Below are 25,253 nucleotides of genomic sequence, written 5' to 3'. Positions count from 1 at the left end.
GACCGCCTTACTCAACGATGACCAGAGGGGTGCCGAATTCCACCGCATCACCGTCACCGACCAGAATGCGTTTGATGGTTCCGGATTTGGGCGCGTGAATGTGGTTCATGGTTTTCATCGCTTCGACAATCAGCAGAGTGTCGCCTTCGGACACCGATGCGCCGACGCTGATGAAGGAAGGTGCGCCCGGTTCGGGCTGCATATAAACGGTTCCTACCATGGGCGAGGTGACAGCGCCCGGGTGGCTGGCCGGATCTTCCTGTGCCGCCGTAGCTTCGACAGGTGCAGCGGCTGCTGCTACGGGTGCTGGTGCCGCTGCCGGTACGGCCATCTGAACAGGGGCGGGCGCGACCTGCGACATACGGCTGACGCGGACATTCAAGCTGTCGTCATCACCATATTCGCGCATGACTTCCAGTTCGGTCAGGTCATTTTCGCGCAGCAGTTCGGCCAGTGCCTTGATGAATGCCACGTCCGCTTCGTGTTTGGTATCTGTCATGAGTGTCCTCGACGGTTCCCCTTTGGCCCGTCTGTTCTCGCGGGCTTTGGTCTGATTACGCAGCGTTATAAGCTATGCGGACGGTCATGAAAAGCGCAGTCTCGGCATGTCAGATGGGGGTTTTGCCCAATATTTCGGGGGGAAACGGATTAAAGGGGCATGCCTGAGAGTTTTGCCACAAGTTCCGGTAGTTTGCGCGCGCCGAACTTCTCTAGCAAACGGGCGCGGTAAGCCTCGATTGTGCGATAGCTCAGCCCCAACTCGACGCCGATTTCCTTGGCGGACAGACCACGGCAGGACATGATTGCAACTTCGCGTTCGCGGGTTGTCAGTTCGACCAGCGGGCGGTCTTCGGAGATATCAGAAAAGCTCCAGATGCCATGGCGAAACGGGTCGTCCGGCGTCAGGGATCGTCCGCGTGCACGGCACCAAAATAGATCACCGTCGCGACGGCGCATAACTCGTTCGTCGGTATAATATCCTGTGTCCTGCATCGCTTTCAGGCCGCGCTGTCCGATCCTCTCCCAGTCCGCGACCGACGGGTAGAGATGCAGCAGAGGCATATTGCGGTACTCTGCTTCCTCGCCGCCAAAGGTGCGAGCAAATTGCAGATTGCAGCGTCGGATGATGCGGTTTTCCAACTCGACCAATCCGATGGGGGCATATTCGAAAGCTGGGTCGCTCATCCGGCTATCGTGCAAGGAATTCGGGAAAATTAGAAGAGGGTGGATGCAGATTTGGCAGATTGGGCACCGATTGCTGGGGTGGAAGGTACGGGCCATCCGTAATCGCAGTTGTGAATGCTGTAAATGGGCTATGAAAATCGGCCTTTAAGCTTTAGAAATTTAATGGGAGTTTTGAAAAGAATGGGTCGAATTGGGTGATGTAACATGCGCGACACGCTGACGGGTAGCCGCATTCGCGAGCGACGCCAAATCTCAGGTCTGCGGCAGGCCGAGCTTGCGCGGCAGGTCGGGATCTCGGCGTCTTACTTGAATCTGATCGAACACAATCGCCGCCGGATCGGGGGCAAGCTGCTCGTGGACATCGCCCATGCCCTGTCTGTTGAGCCTTCGCTGCTCACTCAAGGGATTGAGGCTACGCTGATTTCGGCGCTGCGCGAGGCTGCTGCAGATGCGGTTGGACAGCAGGCCGAAGTGGACGCGCTTGAAGAGTTCGCAGGCCGGTTTCCCGGATGGGCCGGAGTTCTGGCGCAGATGCACCGCCGGGTCGTCTCGCTTGAGCGCACGGTTGAAACCCTGTCCGATCGGTTGACGCATGATCCACATCTTGCCGCGTCGATGCACGAGGTGCTGTCAACGGCCGCTGCCATTCGTTCAACGGCGGCGATTCTGGCCGACACGCAGGAAATCGAGCCCGAGTGGCGCGATCGGTTCCACCGTAACCTGCACCAGGATGCTGAAAGGCTAGCTGACAGTTCCAAGTCTCTAGTGGCATATTTGGATGATTCTGAGGCGGACGATGACCGCCGCGGTGTTCCCTCGGAGGATGCTGAGGCTTTTTTTCAGGCCAACAGCTACCATTTCCCGCAGATAGAAGCGGGCGGAAGCGGCGCGGACATTGACCTGAGCGCAATTGAATCGGCGGCAGCGCGGACTGTGACCAAGGGATATCTGGATACCTACGCCGCAGATGTCAGAGCCATGCCTCTGGACGACTTACAGAAGGCTCTGACCGAGGCCGAGCCTGATCCGCTGGCTCTGGCGGCACGGTTTTCAGTAGATATCCCGACAGTCCTGCGGCGGCTGGCTACATTGCCCGAAGGATATCTAGGGCGGCCCACCGGGTTGGTGGTCTGTGACGCGTCCGGCAGTATCCTGTTCAGTAAATCCGTGCCGGGTTTCGCCATGCCACGCTTTGGCGAAGCCTGCCCGTTTTGGCCCATCTTTCAGGCGCTGAACAGACCATTGGTTCCGATCCGCAAACGTGTTGTGCAATTGGGCCGAACAGCGGCCGAGTTCGACTGCTATGCCTACGCGTGGCCGCAGGCAGTTTCAGGATATGACGATGCGCCGGCCTATCATTCAGTCATGCTTGTCCGAGCGGTGGAAGAGGGGGCTCCGAGCGCGCAATCCGTGACCCGGGTCGGCCCAAGCTGCCGGGTTTGCCCGAATGACGCCTGTGCATCGCGCCGCGAGCCGTCGATTTTGAGCGAAGGTTTTTGACAGTTTCCTGACAGAAGGCTTAAGCTGACGCCGACAGGTTCACGGACAGAACCTGTCATGGGGAGGAATGGAACATATGAGCCGTAAGGTTCTGTTAATTGAGGATGAGCCCAACATCGCTGAGGCCATTCGATTTTTGCTGACCCGCGAGGGATGGCAGGTTGAAACGCACGCAGAAGGGTCGGATGCGATAGAAGTCATTCAGGGCGCAAACCCTGATCTGGTCATTCTGGACGTTATGCTGCCCGGCAAAAGCGGGATGGAGATTTTGCGCAACCTGCGCGAGCTTGAGGGCATGCAGCATTTGCCCGTTTTGATGCTGACCGCGCGCGGGCAATCGCGCGACCGGGAAATGGCTGAAAATGCCGGGGTCAGCCGCTTTATGACCAAACCGTTTTCCAACGCCGAAGTGCTGACAGCGGTACGAGACCTGCACGCGCAGGCAACGCGGTCATGAACACGGGCGAAGATCGTAAACCCCAAGGGGTCCGGCCTTCGCTATTTCTCGAGCGTCAAAGTTATCGCCGCCGCAGGTTGATGGATGCCGCGCGTCTTTTGCCCATTCTGGGGGCGGCTCTTGTTGCCATTCCGCTGCTCTGGCCAAGCCAAGGTTCATCTGATGATGGTGTGCCGCTGTCTTCAGCAATTCTGTATATCTTCGCGTGCTGGGCTTTGCTGATCATAATCAGTCTGATCTTTGGATTTGCAGCCAGACGAATGGTTGTAAGTGACAATGCCGAGGCAGAGTCGGATTGATGGCCACACTAAACGTTCTGATCCTGGTTTGCCTCGGCTATGTCGTTCTGTTGTTCGCGGTGGCTTTTGCCGCTGACCGGATGGCGGCCGCTGGCCGAGGGGCGTGGTTGCGGTCTCCGCTGATCTATACATTGTCGCTGTCGATTTATTGCACGGCTTGGACCTTTTACGGCGCGGTCGGAAATGCTGCGCGGTCCGGGTTGGAATTTGTTACGATCTACCTTGGGCCAACGCTGGTGATGCTCAGCTGGTGGTGGGGTCTGCGCAAGCTCGTTCGGGTCGGACGCACCCAGCGGGTAACATCCATCGCAGACTTGATTTCCTCGCGATACGGAAAATCCAACACGCTGGCCATTTGCGTGACCATTCTGGCCGTTTTGGGTGGAACGCCGTACATCGCGTTGCAGCTGCAATCCATTACACTGTCTTTTTCCATCTTTGCCGAGGCTGATCCCTCGGGCCTCTACCGAGAAGGTTCCAGTGTGTTTTGGGTAGCTGCGGGCCTGGCGGTATTTGCTATCCTATTTGGCACTCGAAATCTGGACGCGAATGAGCGTCACCACGGTGTGGTCACCGCCATTGCGTTGGAATCGGTCGTCAAACTGTTCGCCTTGCTTGCGGTCGGCATCTTCGTTGTTTGGGGCGTTGCGGGTGGGATTGGCCCGATGATGGATCGCATCGATGCCTCGGAGATTGGGCAATGGAACGTGGATGCCGGACGTTGGACGACCTTCATTTTCCTCTCGGCCGCCGCATTCATCTGTCTACCGCGGATGTTTCAGGTGATGGTGGTAGAGAACGCGGATGAGGGGCACTTGAGAACCGCTGCCTGGGCTTTCCCGTTATATCTGCTGTTGATGAGCCTGTTTGTTGTGCCCATCGCCGTCGTGGGTCTGGACCTGATGCCCGAAGGCTCGAATCCCGACCTGTTCGTGCTGACGGTGCCCTTGTCGCAGGGGAACGACTGGCTAGCGATGCTGTCGTTTATCGGCGGGTTTTCCTCGGCCACGTCTATGGTCATCGTGACGGCAATGGCGTTGTCGACCATGGTGTCGAACCATCTGGTCATGCCGATCTGGCTAAGCACGCAAGGGGGGGCGGGTTCGGTCTCGGGTGATGTTCGCAACGTGGTGCTGATGGCGCGGCGCGTGTCCATCGCGGTCATCATGGCGCTGGGTTACTATTACTACCGCTTGTCGGGCGGTGGGGCTGCACTGGCGTCGATCGGGCTGGTGGCCTTCGCGGGCATTTCCCAGATCCTGCCAGCGCTGGTAGGAGGGTTGTTCTGGCGCGGGGCCACGCGAACCGGGGCGTTGGTGGGGCTGACGGTTGGTTTTGTGCTGTGGATTTACACCTTGTTACTACCGGGGATGGGCGGGGCAATAATGCCCGACTCGGTGTTGCAGAACGGTCCCTTCGGGTGGGGCTGGCTGCGCCCAAGGGCCCTTTTCGGGATCGAAGGAATGGACCCCATGGTCCACTCGGTTATGTGGTCATTGGCGTTGAACACGGCTGCATTCTGCGCCGCGTCCCTGCTGAGCTTTCCCAGCCCGTTGGAGCGTCTTCAGGGTGCGCAGTTCGTCAATGTTTTTGACCACTCGGTCTCACCGGCTGGCTGGACCGGGTCGGTGGCGCAAAGCGAAGACCTGATGATCATGACACAGCGCATTCTGGGCTCTGGCCCGGCGCAGGAGTTCTTTCAGCACGAGGCCGAAGCACAGGGTGGACGGACAAGCCTGCCGGAACCCACGCCGGGTTTTTTGGAAAGACTGGAACGTGAACTCAGCGGCTCGGTCGGCGCGGCCACGGCCCATGCGATGATCGGGCAGATTGTCGGTGGATCGTCCGTTTCGGTTGAGGACTTGCTTGCGGTGGCTGACGAGTCGGCGGAACTGTTGGAATATTCCAGCCAGCTTGAGGCCAAATCCGCCGAGCTCAGCCGTACCGCGCGCCAATTGCGGGAGGCGAATACCAAGCTGACGCAGATCTCGGAACAAAAAGACGGGTTCCTTAGTCAGGTCAGCCATGAATTGCGGACGCCGATGACCTCAATCCGAGCCTTTTCCGAGATCATGCGCGATACGGACGGTCTGAGTGCCGAAGAGCAAACGCGCTATGCCGCGATTATCCATGATGAGGCGCTACGGCTGACTCGCCTGCTGGACGATTTGCTGGACCTGAGCGTTCTGGAAAGTGGTCGTGTGAGCCTGAATATGGGTGGGGATACCCTTGGTTCGATCCTGGATCGGGCGGTCTCCAGCGCATTGGCGGGGTCACATCCAAAACTCAGGATTCGCCGCTCGCGGTCGTCCGAGCGTATTCCGCTGAACACTGATCTCGATCGGTTGGGGCAGGTCTTTATCAATCTGATTTCGAACGCGCGGAAATATTGCGACGCGGATGAACCCGTTCTGACCATCTCGGCCCATGATGTCGGGGGGCAGGTCGTCATTGATTTCACCGATAACGGCAGTGGCATCCCGCCCGAAGCGCAGTCGATGGTGTTTGAAAAGTTTGCCCGTGTTGGTGGGGACAAGGCGGGTGGTGCCGGGCTGGGTCTGGCGATCTGCCGCGAGATCATGCAGCGTCTGGGCGGCGAGATCAGTTATCTTCCCGGACAGGGCGGCGCGGCCTTTCGCGTCCGTCTTCCGCTGGCGCACCGGCAAGCTGCACAATGATGCACCCATAAAGACATTGGTAACCCGCCTCGGGTTAGACCGGATATCAGGTTCAGAAACTCAAATCGGTATCGGGCATGACGCAGTCTGTCAGCACAGCTTTGGCGCGCAAACTTTCAGCAGGGCAAGAAGAACAAGGCGAAAAGCCGCGTTCCGTTCTTCGTGCCCTTCGACTGGCCTTTGCGCGAACGGCAGGGGATCAGTTCCAGCTGCCGCTATCGGTGATCGGTGCAAGGCAGTCTCTCAAAGCTCAGGACACGCTGGCTGAGGTGATTGATGCGGACTGGATGCTGCTGCGCCTGGGCAACGCGGACGGGATGTCCGCTGCGATTTGCGTGGATATGGGGGTCGTGTCAGCGATCGTGCAAGTGCAGACAATTGGTGAAGTTATGCCGAACCCGCCAACAGCACGGGAGTACACAGATACGGATGCAGCAATGGTGGCTCCGCTGGTCGAGGACGCTTTGACCAGGGCCGTCGCGCTGGTCGATACAACCGCCGATCAATCCAGTCTAACCGGTTATGAATTCCGGGCGCGGATGGCGGATCTGCGTTCATTGTCGCTGGCTATGGTCGAAGACGGATATCGCGTGTTTGACCTGACAGTAGAACTTGGCGGCGGGCTACGACAGGGGCAGATCACAGTCCTGTTGCCCGATACACCGTCAGAGCAGGGGGCCGATGATGAAATTCAAGTTGCTGCCGGCCCGAAGCTTGAGCAAGCGTCGGGGGTTGCCCGGGCCGAATTGAATACGGTGATCGGTAGGATGTCAGTGCCATTGGTAACCCTGTCCAGGCTGTCAGTTGGGGATGTCCTTCCGTTGACCGGATCACGGCTGGATCGTGCGGAAATCCTGACAATTGGTCGAACGCGGGCTGCAATTGGACGTTTGGGGCAATGCGGAGGAATGCGCGCAGTACGGTTGAACGAATGTGCTTCGGCTGCGGCGCTGGAGCAAGCTGAAATGCCCGAGTTTCTGGAAGCGCGAAGCAGCGCGCCAGTTCCGGACACTCTGAAAGATCCGATGCCAATCGATCCCGCGCATGAGGTCGTACCGATAGATGAAGTGGCATTGAACGAATTGGAGGGCGATCTAGGCTTTGGTAGCCCGGATCAGATGGCGGCCGAGATTTCGCAACTGGCAGGTCTGACGGGATTGGACGACGTTCCCGATGCAACCTGACCTGAGCGCCAAAGGTCCTTAGCCGTCAGAACCGCGCATATGCTCCAGCGCGGGGCGCAGGTTGTCCAGCATGTAACCTGCCTTGGTTGTGGCCTCGAGGATCTCGTCCGCGCTCATGTGGTCGCACTGACCCAAAGCCCAAACCACCGAGCAGCGCGTGCCCGACGCGCAATAGGCTAAGACGGGGCCAGAGCAGCTTTCAGCCAATTCTCGTTGCAGGGCAACATTGCCGGGCGTCATGGTCTGGTGGGTCAGTTCCAGAACCTCATATTCCATCCCGGCTGCCCGGACGGCCTGTCCGATTGCATCCGACTGCATGGTTGGTGGAACTTCCGTATTGGGACGGTTGCAGATGACCTTAACGAAACCAGCTGCGGCGATGGCTGGGACGTCCTCGACCGTGATTTGGGGCGAGACGGCATAGCGGGGGGTTATTGGTCGAATCTCCATGGCAATTGCTTAGGCCGCGTTTGCGGATCTGTCCAGTTGTGCACCAAGCCCGGGCGCCGCAAACATTCCTGTGATCATCGCAGCCAGAAACACGAGGCCGCCAAGGCCGCCATAGGTTATGGACGCGATGGCAGGTCCAGGACAAAGCCCGGACAAGCCCCAGCCCATGCCAAACATCACGGAACCGATAATCAGGCGACGGTCCAACTCGGGCGGGCTCATCTTAGGAAACTGACCACCGGTCAGCGGCCTGCGGTGGGCCGTCATTCTCCACGCGATGAGCATCGGCAGGATCGCGCCGCCCATCACAAATGCCAGGGTGGGATCCCAGTTCCCGAACACATCCAACCACCCCTGAACCTTGGTGGTATCGGTCATGCCCGAGATCAAAAGGCCGGCACCAAACAGAGATCCAGCCAGCATTGATACGAGAACCCGCATCAAATCAGCCCCCATACATGGCGCATCAGGGCAATTGTTGCCCCACCTGCGCCGATATAGATCAACGTCGCGATGATGCCCCTGACGGAGAATCGAGAAATACCACATACCCCGTGCCCCGAGGTGCATCCATTGGCAATGCGCGTTCCTGCGCCAACCAAAAGGCCGGCGATGACGATCACTGCGAAATTGTCGGTCAGATGTGTCATGGGCGCAGAAGAGAGCAGGGGGCTCAAAACAAGCGGTGTCGCGATGACGCCTGCGATGAAGCTTAGGCGTTCTAACGTGCGGTCACTGCCATCAACCAGCCCGCCTAGAATGCCACTGGCGCCCATGATGCGCCCATTGCCCAGAAGGTAGACTGCGGCGCCCAGGCCGATCAGCAGGCCACCGGCAAGCCCCCAAATCCATTCAATGTACATTCGTTATCCTCAGTTCGCCTGATGGGTCTGCGTCACAACTTGTTGATCGGCACCTTCAGGAATACGTCGCCCTGTTCGTCCGCAGGCGGCATCTGTCCGGCCCGCATATTGACCTGCAGGGACGGCAGGATCAGGCGCGGCATGGGCAGGGTCGCATCGCGGGCATCACGCATCTCGACAAATTCCTCGATTGATTTGCCTTGTCCGATATGGACGTTCAGGGCTTTTTGCTCTCCGACAGTGGTCTCCCAGGCAAATTCATCACGCCCCGGAGCTTTGTAGTCATGGCCAACAAAGATGCGCGTCTCATCCGGCAGGGCCAGGATCTTCTGGATCGACTCGAACAGCATTTCCGAAGACCCACCGGGAAAATCGCATCGCGCGGTGCCGAAATCCGGCATGAACAGCGTGTCACCGACAAATGCCGCGTCTCCGATCACATATGTCATGCAGGCGGGCGTATGGCCGGGCGTGTGGAAAACATCGCCACGCATCTGCCCAACATGGAAGCTGTCGCCATCGCGGAACAAAGCATCGAACTGACTGCCGTCGCGCTGAAACTCAGTCCCTTCATTGAAGATTTTCCCGAAGGTTTCCTGGATCGTTACGATCTGTTCACCGATACCGATCTTTCCGCCCAGTTCCTGTTGCAGATAGGGTGCCGCCGAAAGGTGGTCGGCATGCACATGGCTTTCCAGAATCCACTCTACCCTTAGCTCATTGTCGCGAACATAAGCGACGATCTGATCCGCCGAGCTGGTTTTCGTTCGCCCTGAGGCGTGATCGAAGTCCAGAACACTGTCGACGATTGCGCAGGCCGTCCCTTCGGGTTCTTGCACAAGGTATGAGACCGTATTGGTTTCAGGGTCGAAAAACGCTTTCACAATTGGTGTCATCTGGCTCTCCGTCAGCGCGCAGTTTATCATATATGTTTTTCAGAATATGATGCAACCGGCATTCTTTGATTTGATGCGTGTCAAGGCAAGTTAATCCAAATCCGATTAGAATTTAATCATTCTGCCTTAGGTTGCCGATACCGGGTGGGCGACAGGCAGTTTTCCGCGCGTTTGTTCGCCAGGATAACCAGGTCTTAAAACCGTTACCTATATCGGCGACAGTGATAGAAATTGGGAGGAATAAAATGTCTGCAAAAAGTTTGTATTCCGAAGCCGAACATCTGGAGCAAAAGCTGCAGAATGCCTGTTTTGAGACCCGGCTTGCGCTTCAGCCCAGTGTAACCAAAGTGATTGATCGGATGCGTCAGGAAGGCATGCACGTGCCATCGCGCCTGCGTCACCTGGATGCGGCTTTGTGCGAAGATGCCATAGAGGCGCAGTTCGACAATATGCCGGTCTGAGGCGAAGTATCAGCCGAACGAGATTCCCAAGATCACCAGCATCAGGCCAATCACAGAAAGAAAAAGCGAAGCCAGATTCCACGGCAGAACGCTTTGAACAGCAGCGCGCAATTCATCGTCCGACAGGCCGGATTTGCGCGCTTTCATCACACGCAAGATACACCAAACCAGACCCAGCAGGCCAGCTAGTGACAGGGCGGCACCGCCCCAGGTGATGAATTCGAACATGGTTCCCACATTTTTCCGCAAATCCTGTTTGCGCTTAGCGGATCGACCGACCGCGCACAAGCCCATCGAGGATTGGATGCTTGCAGCCCACGCGGCGGCAAGGTATCCGGCTAACTGCCGTTGCTAATGCATCAGATCGCAGCCTTTTGGAGAGATGAATATGGAAGACGTGACCGAAGATCAGGCCGCCGCCAACTACCGTGTAACAGCGGGCGAGCTGCGTCAGTTCGTAGAACGGATCGAACGCCTGGATGCCGAAAAAAAGGACCTGGCGGAGCAGCAGAAAGAGGTCATGGCCGAAGCCAAAGCCCGCGGTTACGACACAAAAGTGATGCGCAAGGTCATCGCGCTGCGCAAACGCGACAAGGACGATATCGCCGAAGAAGAGGCGGTACTTGAAATGTATAAGGAAGCGTTGGGCATGTGAGCCGGGCCTGGGGTTAGGGTTTCAGGACCTTCACCCCGGCCATCGTTTCCAACTTGGTCAGATCCTGCTCGTACAGTTCGGAAAATGCGTCGATGATCTCATCGCTCCAGCCGGGCAGGTCCAGTTCTTCTTCCATTTTGTCCGGCTGAGCATGGTTTGCCAGAATGTCTGCAAGAACGTCTCGGGTCTCAGCCTGTGAAAGCGTCGAAACCTGGTCCAGAATCGCCTGCGCTTGTGATTGACCTTCTTCGGTCAGCAAAGAGATCAGCAGGTCATACTCATCTTTGATCGTAGCGTCCGCAGCAAGCCCGCCGACGCTGCGCACAACGTCCCCCCACAAGAGCGGGATGTCCTCATTGCACCACAGGGTGATCTGCACTGCGGGGGCAAAGTCGCGAACATCTTCGATCATCTCAACCCAGCTAAGGTGACTTAGATCATTGTTGCGGATCACGTCCTCGCGCGCCTGTTCCGGTAATGACATCAGGTGTTTTGGGATAAAACTACCGGGGTTCCTGAGCGCCAGATACAATTCCAACTGACAATCGCTAAAGGACTCTTCCAGAACAGATAAGCGTTTGCCCGCGGAAGGATAGAATTGCCCACCGGCAAGAACCAGGTCTTTCTCGCCAATGAATTCGGCGCTGGTGAAAATGGCGCGCTTTGCCTCTGGGTGGATAGGAAGATTGCCCCGCATACTTTCAATCTCATCCGGTAATGGAGGGCGCGTATTCAAGGCCTGAAATGCGGGTTTGAACACTTGCCGGTAACGACGAGGACCAAAGAAAGTCGCACCATTTCGAGCCAGTACGTCCCCATTGGCTTGCAACGACCTGAGCAGTCGCCCCTCATCGGTAAATGCCGCGCCTGCGTGGATTGCAACCTGCATGTTTGGTTCTTGTCCTTGCATTCCTGAACCTCCTGTCGAGTTACAGGCTGTGCCAGGGACAGTCAAATCCACAGCCCCCACTTAAAGGTGATCGGTCGCATCACAACGAAAATCCAAAATCCCTAAGTTTGGATGAAAATTGAGGCTTGCAGTCCGTTAAAAGAGAAAGTAATCGACACCCAGCGCCCCTATAGCTCAGCTGGTAGAGCAACTGATTTGTAATCAGTAGGTCCGCGGTTCGAGTCCGTGTGGGGGCACCACTAAATCTCTATAGCTTGCCGGAACGACCGTGTGAACAGATTGAATCTGTCCCATTCGGACTGGGGTGCCGTCAGCGCGAATGCCCTAGTTTCTTGTTGGCGGTTGATACTGTGAAACAAAATTCCACTTCGAATGGCGCGACACGCTTAGCCACAGAAGTTAGCATCGATCCGTCGACCCTCGGTACTTAGGTTTTCCGGGTTCACCAAACCTCCCAAGATAACGATGGACGCGCGGCATCAAAGTAAATGTATTTAGCTTTGAGTTCCTGCAGGAGCAGTTCGCCAAAAAAATGGCGACCTTATCGGCGCTTGATGTTCAGGTTAAGCCGATAGTGATGCCAAAGACGTAAAGGCTGGAGGGCTCGGTAATCTTTTGCATGAACTCAACCCAGTCCTCACTATACATCCGTTCGAATTGAACGGGATAGGCCCAAACCAGATTGTGGAACGTGAAAGTAGTTAACAAGACGCCAACTGTACTGGCGCTTGCGAACTCCTTTTGCTTGTCCCTGAGAAACATCGAAATGACCATACCCGCCATACTGGCCATCGCGATACCGATAAAATCCTGTGTGTTTACTTTGCCAGCTTCCGGCACACCTACCATTTGAAACTGAATAAAACGGGTCAGGAAAACCACCATGGAGCCAAGCACAAAAGCCCCAATGAACGCGCCTGGATAGGCGAGGCGTTTCCATATGTTATCAGTATTGGGTTTGGGATTCCTACTTGCCGTTTCTTTTGTGCGTTTATTTATCTGCGCGATACGATCATCAAAGGATTTTTGCTCGGTGCTCACGATGTAACTCAATTGCTTTTCTGCTTTGCAGCGTAGCCTAACTCCAAGTGGAGGTTAAGCAAGAGTCATGCAACCCAAGAGAAAGTGATTGATGCATCGCGGTGATGGAACGGCATGGGTAATGAAGGGGATACCCGGACGTTTTGACGCCGAAGTTTCTCAGGTGAAACGCATTGAATTCGTGATCTGTTGGCCTTACTGAGTTCCTGAGGCCCAACAGAGGCTTGGCACGCTGAGCGGGCGTGATGGAATGGTAGACATATCAGACTTAAAATCTGAAGGGCGTACGCCCGTGTGGGTTCGAGTCCCACCGCCCGCACCAGCGCATTTCTAAGCCGGAAACCCAAGATCGTTAATCAGTTTCCACAAATCCCGATTCGCCACAGAAAGCTGGTCGACCACCTTTTCGATTTCTTTCATCGCACCCTCATCAACCGTATCCTGGCGGCCCAGTTTGATGTCCGTCTTCCGGTCCGCAATGCGCATCAGGATTGTCTTCGGATTGCCGCTGTCGGGATCGAAGGAATAGATGCAATGGTTGTATCTGTTCCGAATTCCCGAAAGCTTGCTGAGACGCTGCGTGTGCTTAAGGATTGGGTCACGAATGTCTGGCGGACGGCCTTCCATCTTGGCCAGCCGCTCGACCAGATCAATTCTGGCGCGGGTCGTGTTCAGCGTCAGAAAGATGATGACCGAGATATCCTTGTTGGTGCGGGTCAACCCGGCGATTAGGTGAATCAACAGGCTTTCCGTGTTGGTCCACATGTAGTTCAACTTTCCGACTAGCAGGATCAGGCGGTCAAACCGGGCTTCGAAATCGTCAGTCAACGGGCAGCTCTCGCGTTTCGTCCGGCGCAACCTCGAAATAAAACTGCGCAGCTGCGGTCCGGTTACTGACACCGATCTTGCCCGCCACGTTGTGCATATGAAGTTTGACCGTGTGTTCGGTGATACCCAGGTTCGATGCGATGATCTTGTTGCTTTGACCTTTTGACACCAGTTTGAGCACCTGCTTTTCCCGGCGCGTCAGCTTTGAGTATGTCGGGTGGAGACCGCTGGGTCTTGATGTCGCTACCGGCGCGCGGTTTGACGACGTTGGTGCATGCGCCACGCAATCCGCAAGAAAACACGGCAGGTACAGCTCTTCATGTAACAGCAGGCGTAAAATAGACCGCCATACATCCGGCGCGACGTTCATCGGCAGGTATCCGATGTCGCCGAATTTGCCGCGATCCCACTTTTCGAATGCGAGCCGGGCAGCTTCTTCCTTGCGATAAGCAAAGGCCAAGCTGCCTGATCCCGCGATTTCCATATAGGTCTGCGGTCGGTTCAACAGATCGTCCAGCATCATCTGGTCGACGACGACCACCTTTCCTGCTCCAACGTCCAAGCGGCTTGGCGCAGGCAGCACGTCAATTGTTTCGATCCGGCGCGTGACCACGCCAAATTCGGTTTGAACACCATGGATCGTTTGGTCTGAATAGAAGAGTTCTTTGCCGACGAAATTGATCGAGAAGTCTTCGGGATTAGAATTGTTTGGAATAGCACTATCCTGAAACGGAATGCCCATTATTCCCCCCTTAATTAACCCACACCGCGAAAAATGCGGCGAAATTGTAACCAGTACTCGTAGTGCAGAATTTGAAGTGATTTACTGTATAGAGCTGCACTATAGCGGAAAGTACAAGTTTCATCAACGCTGATGGCAGGTTTACAAAAAACAGTTCTAATACTTTCGGCTAGGTTACCTATACCACTTCCCGCTTAAGTAGAAGAAATCGTTGGCTTTCCTAAACTGCTGGTTTCAATCTTGTCACGCAGGCGGACAAAGCGGGCATTTTTACCAACCATAGATTTAGAGCAATGAAAACAAGGCACTGAGCGTTCTAGTGCTTTAGGGTAGCTATGCAGTTCGCCCTCGGCCTGTAACCATGAGTCTGCTTCTATTTTGAAGTCTTAATTCCTGATGTGTCGGCGAATCGCGCATTTCCGCGAGTCATAACCGCAGACACGAAGTCGGCTAAGCCGAGAAAGGAGGGTGGGAGATACTTCACTGAACGAGACCGCACACATGCGCGTTTTGCGCCTGAGTGTTTTTCCTAGTTTCAACCGCGCCAGTAGCCGTTTTGTAGATGAATGATGGCCCGTGCGCTTTATAAGTGGAAAATAATATGTCACGTGGACGTAATCAAAATCATAATAACGTTGTAGACGTCGAAGAAATTAACACCGGCGATGTCTATGTTCCGATTTATGCCGATGTCGATGTAGAAGAAGCCGACATCGAACTTGAAAACACCGAACAGAAGACCAAAGTCGACAACGAACAGGGTCAAGGTCAGGATCAAGAGCAAGCTCAGAAGACGAAGGTCGAAAATGAGCAAGGTCAGGGTCAAGACCAGGAACAGGGCCAAGGCCAGGATCAAGGCCAGCACCAGGGTCAAGGTCAGACCAACGGTGACAATGAAAATGACAACTCAAATTGGGTTCACATCGATTTCGGCGAAGAAGGTATGCCGAGCGATGATGATGTCGTTGACATCGACGCTAACGGTTCAGAATTTGGTGATGTGATCACCGCTGGTGGCGACATTGACTATGATCCCGGCGATGATCTGAACTTGGACATCGACATGAGCGGTACGACCACTGCAATGTCGGCGATCAACAGCCAGTATGCCAACCTGAGCGATGACGATACTCTTGAAAACGCCGAAGTGAACAACGACGGTACCTTCAAGCAGATGGGCGATGCCAAAGGCGGCGACGCATCTTCTGGCGACGGCATCAGCGCAGGTGCTGATGGCGGAAACTCTGGCGATGGTGGCGAGACCACTGCGGGTGACGCTTATGGCGAAACCTACGGCGGGCACACAGCGGCCTTTGGTGGTCATAGCGGTGATGCCGACGGTGACGGCGATGGCGGCAACGGTGGTGACTCCGGTGACGCACTGAACTTCGGTCTGGGAGTCGGACATTCTGCAGCAGATGCGGATGGTGACAGCACCGGCGGTGAAGGTGGCGACGCAGACGCTGAATCGGATGCCGAAAATGAAAGCGAAACCGAAGTCGACATCGAAAGCGATGGTGGCGACGGTGGCAACGCTGGTTCGATTGGACTTGGTGTTGGACTGGGCCTCTCCGGGGCCAGCAACGACGGAGAATCGGAAGGCGGAGACAATGACTCTGAAGCCGACACTGAAGTCGATTCCGAAGCTGACAATGAATCGGAAGCCGATGACGCAAACGGCGGAAGCGGTCTGGCTGGCAACCTTGGCGGTGCTTTGAACGAAAGCGAAACCGAAGCCGAAAACGGTGACTCCACATCTGGTGGTAACATCGGTCTTGGCCTTGCGGGTGCAGGTTCGGAAGCAGATGCAGATGCTGACGGTGGTGACGCTGACGGCGGTGACGGCGACGGCGGTGACGGCGACGGCGAGGGCGGTGACGGCGGTGATGCCGACAGCGGCAACGGTGACGGCGGCAACGGCGGCGACGGTGACGGCGGCAACGGCCCAGGTGGCGACGGCGACGCTGGTGAAGTAACTGCCGGTGAAGGCGATGGCGGCGACGGCGACGGCGGCGACGGCGACGAAGGCGGCGACGGTGACGGCGGCGACGGTGACGGCGGCGACGGTACTGGAGGAACATCCGGTCAAGTCGACGGTGCGCTTGCAGCTCTGAACCAGCAAAACGGCCTGATTGGTCAGAACAATGGCGCAGCTGGCGCAAGCAACGGCGGTGGTGACACCAACGGTGGCAACCCTGGTGTTGGTGGTGCTGGTGACGGCGGCAACGGCCCTGGTGGTGATGGCGGCGACGGCGACGGTGGTGACGGTGCTACTGGCGTTGGCGGCGATGCCCATGGTGGCAACGGCCCAGGCGGTACGGGTACCGGTGGTACTGGTGTCGGCGGTGCCGGTGCTACAGGTGTCGGCGGTGCAGCTGACGGCGGCAACGGCGACGGTGGCGACGGCACAGGCGCAGCTGGTGTCGGTGGTGCCGGAGGCGATGCTGGTGCAGACGGCGGTGAAGCTGACTCGCAAGCCGATGCTCAGGGCGTAGGTGATCAGGACGCCAAAGGTCCGGTCGTTACGCAATCGCCAGGCGACGCCAACGGTGAAGCCGACAACAACCAGAGTGCGGAAAACAATGCCGGTGACGGTGGAACCAACGATGTCGATGGTTGGGCACAGTCCAATGGTACCGGTACTGCGACCGCTGACGGTGTCGGTGGCGGCGGCGGTGCTGTCCAGCAGGACGCGATGTCCTCGGGCACTGGTGCCGGTTCTGCAGATGCGGTGAACACTGCCGGCGACGGTGGAATGTCCGACGTCTTCTCGGAGGCTGACACTGATGGTTCGGCTGACAGCATGGCAGAGGCCATTGCCGGGTATGGCGGCGACGCGATGTCCGACAACGACGCAACCTCGACCGGAATGGGCAGCGCCACTGGTGCAGCACAATCAGGTGTAGGTGGCGGCGGCGGTGCCGGTGCCGGATACGGTGGAACCTCTGGCAGTGCAGCAGGCACGGCTAACGGTGGTGAAACCTACGGTGCTGACGTCGATGGTGGCGCTGCTTCGGGTGCATACTCGGGTGCTGGCGGAACCGGCGGCAACGCTGGATCCTGGGGCACGGGCAACCAGGGCGACGGAATCGTCAACGGCGAGTCCTACGCTTCGGCAGCTGCCGTGGTCGACACATCGGCGTTCAACCAGTCGATCGTCATGGGTGCCAACGTTCTTGGCAACTCAGTCGATACGACCATGGTTGGTGGTTCGATGACCGCGACCCACAACAGCGACGACAACGACGTATAAGTCGCAGTCAGGGCCCGAATTATCGGGCCCCGACCATCTGATGAAACTGCCGAGGCCGCGACAGGTGGCCTCGGCACAACAAACCCAAAGCGGAAATTTTAGGCCGGGGCGGGGAAAAGGAAACCGATATGTCTCTCGACAGTATTACAGAAACGATTGCGCATTTTGTTGGAACCTTTCAGCTTACCATTGAACAATCCCGCCTGCGGGAGCAGTACGAAGAATTTACCGCGCTTCGGCGCAAGAACGACTTGGACGAACTCGAAGACCCGATGTCCATCCGGGTCAAAGCAGATCTGAAACTCGATCCGGGCGACTATGATGCGCTCCCTTATATGCTTCTGCCGCCCCCTTCCGACCTACCTTTGCCGCCGATGCCCGACGGGCCGGTGGAGATGTCCGAAGTGTTTTCCGGTTCGGCTTTTGGACCCGCCCCATACATTCCTGATGCTCAGTTTGGTGAAGCACAGACAGCTACATTGATTTTGGACCCACAGGTCCCGCCGCTCATCATCGGCTCGGCCGTGACCTATAACTTCCAGACAATTGTCATGAGCGACAACGACGTGGTCGGACATGGCGATTTCCGCGATGTCGAAATCCAGATCGCACAAGGCCAGCAGATGCTGGATGTCGCTCTGTCGATGCACGCTATTGCTACGCCTTCCCTGAATATTGAAGACTACAAGTCACTGGAATACCTGGAAAGTTTGGCCGAGCAGATGCAGTCGCCGATGATTTCGCAAATCGAAGGCGTGACCATCCATCAGTTCCACGGCGAAGACGCGCTGGGTGTTATCGTGAATGGCGAAGTGGTCGAGGAAATCCCGGATTGGAACGATCTTCTTCCGGCACACCATCAGACTGAAGAAGACGAGGACGAAAATGATGCGCCGGACATGTTGCCGGCCGAATGGGACCGCTCGGATGACGACGAGTTCGGCGAGGGCCATACGGTCATTGCGGGCGGAAACCTTGCGGTCAACGAGGTTGCCATCACAGTAGCCTGGGTCGACGCGCCGGTCATCGCAGTGGGTGGTAAGTCCGTTAGCTTAACGGTTGTCAGCCAGGTGGCAGTCGTGTCCGACATCGACCAGGGTGAACCCGGTGTGCAAAGCGACACGAATGTGGTTCAGGCGTCATACATCGGGACCGAAGCCAACGAACAGTGGTGGCAAGACGACGATGCTGCAGAACCAGGTGCGGATCCGATCGTCTCGGTCACGTGGATACAAGGCGACTTGTGGGTCACGAACTTTATCAAGCAGGTGATTGACGCCACCGATATCGACAAGATCAGCACGGAAATCTCAGCTTCGACCAGCTTGTTCACGTTGGGCGAAAACGTTTTGAGCAACGTTACAAACATCGTTCAGTTGGGCAACTTCTATGACTTGATCATGATCGGCGGGAACATGATTTCGGTCGATATGCTGCACCAGACTATCGCGTTGCTGGATGATGACGTCTATGGCAACGGTAGCAAGCCGGCAGAAGGTGACGACAATCTGGTCATGAACCAGGCGTCTCTGACAACGACAGGCGAGGACACGGTTGAAGAGCTGGACATGGCCCATGCCGAAGCCATGCCGCTGCAGCAGGTTGATCGCGAGGCGTTTGAAGACGCGCTGACATCCAATCCCGATTATGCCGGAATGGAATTGATCCGCGTACTGAAGATCGAAGGCGATCTGGTACAGATCAATTCGGTCGAACAGGTCACATTGTTGCAAGATCAGGACGATCTTTCGGTTGATGCTGCCGCTGCCGTTGATGCGGTGGTCAACGGGGCCGGAAATGCCCTGTTAAATGCAGCCAACGTTACCAAAGTCGGTGTCGACTCAACGGTTATGGCGGCGGGCGGCGAGTATTCGGAACTGCTGTTGCACCAGGCCTCGTTGCTTGACATACCCGAAGTGCCAGACGCTTCTGAGTTGGCCAATGAAGCCATTGCTGTGCTTATGGAAGAGACTGCAGCGATTGGCGAAAACGCTATCGCACAGGCACAATCGAACCTTACGCCTTCTGAAATTGCCAGCACCGATGATGCGATGCAAACCATGTTGGCGTGAATTTTCTACCCGTTTAAGTCAAACCGTGTTAGCGTAAAGACTGTATTTTTTGCGAGTGCTCCGAAAGTTTTAAAATGTCGATTGTTTTTTCGTCGCGTCGTTCTCCTGATGCCAGCCCGCTTGATATTGAGGGCGTTGGTACTCCCGCGCAGCCAAATGGCAGCGATGGACCCCAACCAAAAACAGCTAAGGCGCAAAGTTTGCGCCTGAACAAAGAAATGCGTGTGCCAGATCCAAAGGACAGTCCAAAGATGACTGCGAAAAAGGATGATGCGGTCGCCGCTAAAGCTGTGAAGCCCAAAAAGCAGGCGACCAAACCCAGATCGGAACCACCAATTCGTGCCGCGGCTTCCCCCCGGCGCGAACAGTCGCAGCCCGCTAAAGATCAGAATGCCCAGGGCCGCGACGCTGGGGTGGCCGAAGAAGCCCAAAGCCCCGATCCTGACACCGCCACGGAAACGACAGCGCGGGTGACCCCCCAAACGCGCTCGAAGGGCGGTGAACACATAGGTGCCACTATCGAGGCTAAGGCGAACGAGCCGATGCAACTCCGAAAAACGGGCGGAGGTGACGGCAATGGGCCACCCCAGACATTTCACAAACGCACGCCGCCAGAGGATTTCCAAAATACGCTGCGCGTCTCTTTAAAGGCGATCTGGCGCAATCTCGCATTTGTTCTGGTTCTGACCTGCGCAACCAACATTCTGATCCTAGCCATCCCGATTTACCTGTTTCAAATCAGCGACCGGGTGCTGACTAGCCGGTCTTTGGATACGCTGATCATGCTGACCGCAATTGTTGCGGGGGCAGTGATCTTTCAGGCGGCCTTTGATGCGGTGCGACGCTTTATTCTGATGCGAACTGCGGTCGAGGTGGCCGCGCGGCTGGGCGCGCCGGTTTTGAGTGCGGCGGCCCATGCGTCGCTGCACGGCAACGGCCGCGAATACCAGACGTTGGGCGATTTGCAGCAAGTGCGCGGGTTCCTGGTGTCAGGGACGTTGATTTCGTTCCTTGACGTACCTTTCGCTCCGCTGTTCATCCTGATGATTTTCCTGGTACATCCGCAGCTTGGATCAATCGTCATCGTCACCGCGCTGTTGCTGATGATTATCGCGATAGTGAACCAGAAAATGACCGCCAAGCCCTTTGCCGAGGCGAACAAATCCCAATCTATGGCGAACCTGCACCTCGACTCGATGGCGCGCAACAGCCAGATCATCAACGCGTTGGCAATGATCCCCGAGGCGGTACGCATTTGGGGACGCGACACGGCTCAGTCCCTGACATGGCAGGTGCGGGCGCAGGACCGGAACGTGATTTTCGCGGCGATCTCGCGGGCTGTGCGCTTGCTGACACAAATCGCCATTCTGGGCTGGGGTGCGTATCTGGCGCTGCAGGGTGAGATGACAGGCGGTATGGTTATCGCCGCTTCGATCATCGCCGGGCGCGCCTTTGCGCCTATCGAAGGATCGATTGAAGGCTGGAACTCATTCCTGCTGACGCGGGCTGCGTTTGGTCGGATCAAAAACCTTCTGTCCAATTCAGCCCTTCAGTTTGAAAAGCTGCGCCTGCCACGTCCCGAGGGGCGGATGGATGTCGAACGCTTGCTTTACGTCCCAGGCGGCACCAAACGTGTTGTCCTGAATGGGATCAGCTTTTCGCTCAACCCCGGTGAAACGCTGGCCGTTATCGGCAATTCCGGCGCCGGCAAGACCACGTTGGGTAAAACGCTGGTTGGGTCGATCCTGCCGACATCCGGCAGTGTGCGTCTGGATCTGATGGACATCCGCAACTGGGACCCCCGTCAGTTTGGCGAGAGCATCGGGTATCTGCCGCAGGACGTTCAACTGTTCCCCGGTACGATCAAGGACAATATCGGCCGGATGCGTGCCGATGCGACAGATGAACAAATCCACGACGCGGCTGTTCTGGCTGATGTGCACAACATGATCGCCACTTTGCCGCAAGGATATGAAACCGTGGTTGCGGCTGATGGCTCTCCGCTGTCGGGCGGGCAAAAGCAGCGTATCGCGCTGGCGCGCGCTTTCTTTGGCAATCCGCGCATGGTGGTTCTGGACGAACCGAACTCGAACCTGGATGTTGCCGGTGACCAGGCGCTGTCGCGGGCGATTGCGCAGGCCAAGGAAAGCAAGATCACCGTCGTGGTGATCACGCAGAAACCGACGCTGCTTAGTGTTGTCGACAAGATCATGCTGCTGACCGATGGTCGCGTGGCGCTGTTTGGTCACCGTGAGCAGGTGCTGCAACAGCTGAACTCCTCGCGTGGGAACAGACCCGGCATTCAGTCGCAGCAGGGGGGACCGGCATGAACGAACTTGTACCCGTAAACAACGATCCCAAGGACCCAACCGTTTGGTATGCCGAGGTTCCGCGCACAATCCACCGCTTTGTTGTAATCGGTATCGTTTTGCTGGTTGTCTGCTTTGGCGGGTTTGGCATCTGGTCTTTCCGTGCGCCACTGGCTGCGGCGGTGATCGCGCAAGGCAGTTTTGTGGCGACAGGGCAGAACAAGATCGTACAGCACCTTGAAGGGGGGATTATCGACGATATCAAGGTCATCGAAGGTCAGTCCGTTATCAAGGGGCAGGTTCTTATGACCCTTGACCAGACCTCGGCCGAGTCAAATGAACGCGAACTGTTCATCCGCATGACTCGTCTGCAAGCTATGACCGAACGCTTGTCGGCTGAAAATAATGAGCGTGATCGGCTGGAGTTTTCGCCGGAATTGATAGAGGCGTCTGACGATGTCGAGGTTATGGCTATCCTCGACGGGCAAAAGATCAGCTTTGATGTCTCTCGCAAGACATTGCTGAACGATATCGCTTTGCTGCAACGCAACATGGAAGCGTTGAAAATTCGTTCAAGCGGGTTTGAGGCGCAGTTGGAAAGCATGGTCCGGCGTTCTGAAATCCTGCAGGAAGAGTTTGAAACCAAACAGGCCTTGTTCGAAAAGGGGCTGGTGCGTAAGGGCGACATCAACACGATCCGTCGCGTGCAGGCCGAGGCCGAGGGCCAACAGGCGCGGTTGACGGCTGAAACGGCCGAAATCAACCAGATGATTCTGAAATACGAAGAACAGATATCTCGCACACGTTCCGCCTATCGCGAGGCTGCTCTGGACGAATTGGGCGTGATTGCCGCTGATCTGGAAAGCGTCCGCGAAAAGTCCCGGCAGGCCCGTAGCATTCTGGACCGTGCGGTTGTTCGCGCTCCGGTCACGGGTACGGTGGTGCGATTGCATTATCACACGGCTGGTGGCGTTATCGAAACGGGTGAACCCATTGCGGAAATCCTGCCTTCGGATGCGCCCCTGATTATTGAGGCGCAGATCCCCCGGACGGAAATCGACAGTGTCGTGACCGGGCAGCTGGCGACGGTCCGACTGGTCGGACTTAACCAGCGAACCACTCCTGTGCTAAGCGGCGAGGTTTACTATGTTTCGGCGGACGCGTTGATGGAAGACTCTGCAGGTGTTCCACAAGAGGTCTATCTGGCACGTATCTCGCTGGAACCGGACGAGATCGACCGTGTACGTGGGTTCATTCCCACACCCGGTATGCCCGCCGAGATCATGATTCAGACGGAGGAACGCACGTTTGCGGCCTATATCGCAAAGCCTGTGACCGACAGCATGTCTCGCGCCTTCCGCGAACATTGATAGCCTTATCGGCCTGCTCTTTCCTGCGCCAGCGTGTTAGCCTCTGATGAGATTCACCAGAGGGGACGTTTTATGCCTTTGACTGTAGGCCAGATGATGGAGGCAGCAAACGCTGCCGTTGAACGGATTGACACAATCAAAGCAAAGGAACTGATCGGGCAGGGTGCTTTGTTGCTGGATGTGCGCGACGCGGTAGAGCTGCAGCAAACCGGCCGTGCGCAAGGCGCGCATCATATCCCGCGCGGTATGCTGGAATTCCGCGCTGACGACACCCTGAAATCTCATGACCCCGAGCTGCGCAAAGACCGCGCAATCGTGCTGTATTGCGCGGCTGGTGGTCGTGCGGCACTGGCGGGTAAGCTGTTGAGAGATATGGGGTATGAAAAGGTTTACAACGTCGGTGGGTTGCCGGACTGGGTCAACGGTGGCGGCGAAGTGACCTGATTTCTGACCTCTGTCCGTTGAAATCTGACGCAGATCAAGGCGTATAGCATACCAGTTGTCTAAAGCGATAATCGGGCTTCTGACAAAAGGACAACTGACGATGCTACGCCTTGCCTCTATCCTGTATACTTTGATCGCAACCGCTCTGGCCGGGTCGGGCGTTATTGCCGTCCTGTCCGCGGGATTGGTGTCTACGGTTGCAATCGTTTCAGCAGCCGCGGCTGGCTGTGTGGCTGCCTTGCCAGTGTCTTGGTTGGTGGCGAAGAAACTGTACGAGAACGCAGCCTGATCAAGCGTTCAGGTAGGTCCTGACCGCGGCTTCGAACTCACGAGGTTTCTCGGCGTGCAGCCAATGGCCTGCGCCGGGGATTTTCGCAAATCGTGCGGCGGGAAAATGCGCGCGGATGGTGCTGCGATGTTCGGGCAGGACGTAATCGGAATTGCCACCGGACAAAAACAGGGCGGGGCCGTCCCAGGATGCATCAGTTTCCGGAAAGCCCATGATTTTGGGCATCTCGGCCGCCAGCGTGTCAAGGTTCAGAAGCCAACGCTTCCCCTTGACGTCCAGAGATTGCGTGAAAAAGCTCTGCAACGCTTTTTCGACGCCTTGCGCCGCCAACTGTCCCTCGGCGTCCGAGCGTCTTTCAATCGTTGAAAAATCCACGGCGCGCATGGCTTCGATGAATTGGATTTGGCTGTGCGTATAAGTAACGGGCGCAATGTCCGCCACAATCAGCTTGCGCACCAAATCTCCGTGGCTCAGCGCCAGCATCATCGCGGCCTTACCACCCATCGAATGCCCGACAACATCCGCTTTGCCGCCGAGGTGCAGGATCACCTCCGCCAGGTCTTCGGCCAAATCGGGATAACCGTGCTCATTGGTCCATTCACTGTAGGCGTGGTTGCGCATATCGACTGCAACGACCTGCCTTTCGTCACATAGTCGGCGCGCAATAACCCCCCAGTTTCGGGCTGATCCATACAGCCCATGCGCGATCAGCAGAGGAGGGTTCGAGGTCGGTTCACCGTGAATGATCGTGTTCAGCATTCTGGTTTGATACCTGCGTGCGTTTGAAACGACCAGCCCCCATTGTCGCCCCTGTGGGGTGAGGTTAGATTGCGCAGGCAGGAGGCCACGTCATGTCGCAAACCACAGATATCCAAAGCCAGATCGCGCAGACGGTACAATTGCTGCGTGAAAAGCTGGGTGTAAAGGACCAGACGCTGACGGCTTCTGTCCGCAAGGCCAAGCGCCGATTACCACGCCGCGTATACAAGCAGGCCATGATGCTGGCCGGTGCGGAGCAGATGGCCTCGCACCCTAAACTGCGGTTGGTGCTGGACACTCCGAAACTGGCCAAGGCATCGGAAGAGGTTCAGACCCATCTGAGCGGTATAAACCTGGCCGATCGCCGCTGGGGCTGGTTTCTAAACTTTCTGGGGGCTCTTGCTTTGGGATTTCTGGCGCTGGCGGCTTTGGCCGTGTTTGTTCTGCGCTGGCGCGGTTACATCTGACTGCATTCCCCACAAAAAAACGGCGCCCATTGGACGCCGTACTGATTTGTGATCCCTGTGTGGATTACAGGTTTGGATAGATCGGGAATTTAGCGCAAAGCTCTGCAACCTCGGCTTTGACCTTGGCTTCAACCGCGCCAT

The 25,253-nt window shown here is 56.7% G+C and carries 26 protein-coding genes and 2 tRNA genes; 16 read left to right on the top strand and 12 right to left on the bottom strand.

Annotated features, from left to right (window positions below; translation table 11 throughout):
* Nucleotides 1-7: 7 nt before the first annotated feature.
* Entirely contained in the window at nucleotides 8-499 is a 492-nt protein-coding gene (gene accB, locus AC2FID_RS19900) for an acetyl-CoA carboxylase biotin carboxyl carrier protein (protein WP_496838358.1), read from the bottom strand.
* Nucleotides 500-648: 149 nt separating this feature from the next.
* A complete protein-coding gene (locus AC2FID_RS19895; RefSeq protein WP_058272193.1) occupies nucleotides 649-1,185 on the bottom strand; it encodes a LuxR C-terminal-related transcriptional regulator in 537 nt (178 codons plus the stop codon).
* A gap of 204 nt (nucleotides 1,186-1,389) precedes the next feature.
* On the opposite strand from AC2FID_RS19895, the gene AC2FID_RS19890 reads away from it, so the two are divergent.
* The 5 genes from AC2FID_RS19890 (at nucleotide 1,390) to AC2FID_RS19870 (ending at nucleotide 7,303) form a co-directional block, all read left to right on the top strand.
* Nucleotides 1,390-2,685, top strand: a complete 1,296-nt coding sequence (locus tag AC2FID_RS19890) for a short-chain fatty acyl-CoA regulator family protein (RefSeq protein WP_496838356.1) — start codon at nucleotides 1,390-1,392, stop codon at nucleotides 2,683-2,685.
* Between the two features lie 76 nt (nucleotides 2,686-2,761).
* The gene (locus AC2FID_RS19885; RefSeq protein ID WP_058272302.1) at nucleotides 2,762-3,142 is read left to right on the top strand and encodes a response regulator transcription factor; all 381 of its coding nucleotides are present in this window, start codon (nucleotides 2,762-2,764) and stop codon (nucleotides 3,140-3,142) included.
* Nucleotides 3,139-3,441, top strand: a complete 303-nt coding sequence (locus tag AC2FID_RS19880; protein ID WP_496838353.1) for a hypothetical protein — start codon at nucleotides 3,139-3,141, stop codon at nucleotides 3,439-3,441. Before AC2FID_RS19885 ends, AC2FID_RS19880 begins: the two co-directional genes overlap by 4 nt.
* Nucleotides 3,441-6,119 (top strand): ATP-binding protein, encoded by a 2,679-nt coding sequence (locus AC2FID_RS19875; protein WP_496838352.1) that lies wholly within the window; start codon nucleotides 3,441-3,443, stop codon nucleotides 6,117-6,119. Before AC2FID_RS19880 ends, AC2FID_RS19875 begins: the two co-directional genes overlap by 1 nt.
* 77 nt (nucleotides 6,120-6,196) lie before the next feature.
* A complete protein-coding gene (locus AC2FID_RS19870) occupies nucleotides 6,197-7,303 on the top strand; it encodes a FliM/FliN family flagellar motor switch protein (RefSeq protein WP_496838350.1) in 1,107 nt (368 codons plus the stop codon).
* 18 nt (nucleotides 7,304-7,321) lie between these two features.
* Here the strand turns inward: AC2FID_RS19870 and AC2FID_RS19865 are convergent, their stop codons facing one another.
* Genes AC2FID_RS19865 through AC2FID_RS19850 form a run of 4 tightly spaced genes read right to left on the bottom strand, consistent with a single transcriptional unit; the run spans nucleotide 7,322 to nucleotide 9,512 of the window.
* Nucleotides 7,322-7,753 (bottom strand): protein tyrosine phosphatase family protein, encoded by a 432-nt coding sequence (locus AC2FID_RS19865; protein ID WP_108861797.1) that lies wholly within the window; start codon nucleotides 7,751-7,753, stop codon nucleotides 7,322-7,324.
* A gap of 9 nt (nucleotides 7,754-7,762) precedes the next feature.
* Complete coding sequence (locus tag AC2FID_RS19860) at nucleotides 7,763-8,194, bottom strand: DUF6691 family protein (RefSeq protein ID WP_108861819.1); 432 nt, start codon at nucleotides 8,192-8,194, stop codon at nucleotides 7,763-7,765.
* The gene (locus AC2FID_RS19855; RefSeq protein WP_058272188.1) at nucleotides 8,194-8,616 is read right to left on the bottom strand and encodes a YeeE/YedE family protein; all 423 of its coding nucleotides are present in this window, start codon (nucleotides 8,614-8,616) and stop codon (nucleotides 8,194-8,196) included. Before AC2FID_RS19855 ends, AC2FID_RS19860 begins: the two co-directional genes overlap by 1 nt.
* 32 nt (nucleotides 8,617-8,648) lie before the next feature.
* Nucleotides 8,649-9,512: an MBL fold metallo-hydrolase gene (locus tag AC2FID_RS19850; protein ID WP_282153485.1), complete on the bottom strand. Its 864-nt coding sequence runs from the start codon at nucleotides 9,510-9,512 to the stop codon at nucleotides 8,649-8,651.
* Nucleotides 9,513-9,757: 245 nt separating this feature from the next.
* On the opposite strand from AC2FID_RS19850, the gene AC2FID_RS19845 reads away from it, so the two are divergent.
* A complete protein-coding gene (locus AC2FID_RS19845) occupies nucleotides 9,758-9,973 on the top strand; it encodes a hypothetical protein (RefSeq protein ID WP_058277021.1) in 216 nt (71 codons plus the stop codon).
* Nucleotides 9,974-9,982: 9 nt separating this feature from the next.
* Here AC2FID_RS19845 and AC2FID_RS19840 read toward each other — a convergent pair whose 3' ends face one another.
* Nucleotides 9,983-10,201 carry a hypothetical protein gene (locus AC2FID_RS19840; protein ID WP_109313464.1) on the bottom strand — a complete coding sequence of 73 codons (219 nt, stop codon included), beginning with the start codon at nucleotides 10,199-10,201 and terminating at the stop codon, nucleotides 9,983-9,985.
* A gap of 160 nt (nucleotides 10,202-10,361) precedes the next feature.
* Between AC2FID_RS19840 and AC2FID_RS19835 the strand changes: the two genes are divergently transcribed.
* Nucleotides 10,362-10,628, top strand: coding sequence for a DUF2312 domain-containing protein (locus AC2FID_RS19835; protein WP_058272185.1), 267 nt, complete (start codon nucleotides 10,362-10,364; stop codon nucleotides 10,626-10,628).
* 13 nt (nucleotides 10,629-10,641) lie between these two features.
* Here AC2FID_RS19835 and AC2FID_RS19830 read toward each other — a convergent pair whose 3' ends face one another.
* Nucleotides 10,642-11,538 carry a hypothetical protein gene (locus AC2FID_RS19830; RefSeq protein ID WP_496757884.1) on the bottom strand — a complete coding sequence of 299 codons (897 nt, stop codon included), beginning with the start codon at nucleotides 11,536-11,538 and terminating at the stop codon, nucleotides 10,642-10,644.
* Nucleotides 11,539-11,701: 163 nt separating this feature from the next.
* On the opposite strand from AC2FID_RS19830, the gene AC2FID_RS19825 reads away from it, so the two are divergent.
* Nucleotides 11,702-11,777: transfer RNA gene (locus AC2FID_RS19825), tRNA-Thr, on the top strand.
* Nucleotides 11,778-12,096: 319 nt separating this feature from the next.
* Here AC2FID_RS19825 and AC2FID_RS19820 read toward each other — a convergent pair.
* Nucleotides 12,097-12,579, bottom strand: a complete 483-nt coding sequence (locus AC2FID_RS19820; RefSeq protein WP_282119964.1) for a hypothetical protein — start codon at nucleotides 12,577-12,579, stop codon at nucleotides 12,097-12,099.
* 236 nt (nucleotides 12,580-12,815) lie between these two features.
* On the opposite strand from AC2FID_RS19820, the gene AC2FID_RS19815 reads away from it, so the two are divergent.
* Nucleotides 12,816-12,901: transfer RNA gene (locus AC2FID_RS19815), tRNA-Leu, on the top strand.
* A gap of 8 nt (nucleotides 12,902-12,909) precedes the next feature.
* Here the strand turns inward: AC2FID_RS19815 and AC2FID_RS19810 are convergent.
* Complete coding sequence (locus AC2FID_RS19810) at nucleotides 12,910-13,407, bottom strand: hypothetical protein (RefSeq protein ID WP_058272340.1); 498 nt, start codon at nucleotides 13,405-13,407, stop codon at nucleotides 12,910-12,912.
* Complete coding sequence (locus tag AC2FID_RS19805) at nucleotides 13,400-14,149, bottom strand: helix-turn-helix transcriptional regulator (protein WP_496707096.1); 750 nt, start codon at nucleotides 14,147-14,149, stop codon at nucleotides 13,400-13,402. Before AC2FID_RS19805 ends, AC2FID_RS19810 begins: the two co-directional genes overlap by 8 nt.
* 601 nt (nucleotides 14,150-14,750) lie before the next feature.
* Between AC2FID_RS19805 and AC2FID_RS19800 the strand changes: the two genes are divergently transcribed.
* The 6 genes from AC2FID_RS19800 to AC2FID_RS19775 all read left to right on the top strand — a co-directional run bounded on the left by AC2FID_RS19800 (nucleotide 14,751) and on the right by AC2FID_RS19775 (nucleotide 23,886).
* Nucleotides 14,751-17,402, top strand: a complete 2,652-nt coding sequence (locus tag AC2FID_RS19800) for a hypothetical protein (protein ID WP_496699762.1) — start codon at nucleotides 14,751-14,753, stop codon at nucleotides 17,400-17,402.
* A gap of 128 nt (nucleotides 17,403-17,530) precedes the next feature.
* A complete protein-coding gene (locus AC2FID_RS19795; protein ID WP_496761321.1) occupies nucleotides 17,531-19,474 on the top strand; it encodes a type I secretion protein in 1,944 nt (647 codons plus the stop codon).
* 251 nt (nucleotides 19,475-19,725) lie between these two features.
* Nucleotides 19,726-21,804: a type I secretion system permease/ATPase gene (locus AC2FID_RS19790; protein WP_496838344.1), complete on the top strand. Its 2,079-nt coding sequence runs from the start codon at nucleotides 19,726-19,728 to the stop codon at nucleotides 21,802-21,804.
* Nucleotides 21,801-23,153 (top strand): HlyD family type I secretion periplasmic adaptor subunit, encoded by a 1,353-nt coding sequence (locus AC2FID_RS19785; protein ID WP_496699759.1) that lies wholly within the window; start codon nucleotides 21,801-21,803, stop codon nucleotides 23,151-23,153. Before AC2FID_RS19790 ends, AC2FID_RS19785 begins: the two co-directional genes overlap by 4 nt.
* 72 nt (nucleotides 23,154-23,225) lie before the next feature.
* A complete protein-coding gene (locus AC2FID_RS19780; protein ID WP_496838343.1) occupies nucleotides 23,226-23,597 on the top strand; it encodes a rhodanese-like domain-containing protein in 372 nt (123 codons plus the stop codon).
* Between the two features lie 100 nt (nucleotides 23,598-23,697).
* Nucleotides 23,698-23,886, top strand: coding sequence for a hypothetical protein (locus tag AC2FID_RS19775; protein WP_496838341.1), 189 nt, complete (start codon nucleotides 23,698-23,700; stop codon nucleotides 23,884-23,886).
* Here AC2FID_RS19775 and AC2FID_RS19770 read toward each other — a convergent pair whose 3' ends face one another.
* Nucleotides 23,887-24,645 (bottom strand): alpha/beta fold hydrolase, encoded by a 759-nt coding sequence (locus AC2FID_RS19770; RefSeq protein ID WP_496838339.1) that lies wholly within the window; start codon nucleotides 24,643-24,645, stop codon nucleotides 23,887-23,889.
* 92 nt (nucleotides 24,646-24,737) lie between these two features.
* Between AC2FID_RS19770 and AC2FID_RS19765 the strand changes: the two genes are divergently transcribed.
* Entirely contained in the window at nucleotides 24,738-25,112 is a 375-nt protein-coding gene (locus AC2FID_RS19765; RefSeq protein WP_496707093.1) for a hypothetical protein, read from the top strand.
* Nucleotides 25,113-25,253: the final 141 nt, after the last annotated feature.

The organism is Ruegeria sp. CDSC068 (assembly GCF_059610545.1).
Note: the sequence above shows the minus strand (reverse complement) of the source record. Positions and strands in the feature narration are given on the sequence as shown.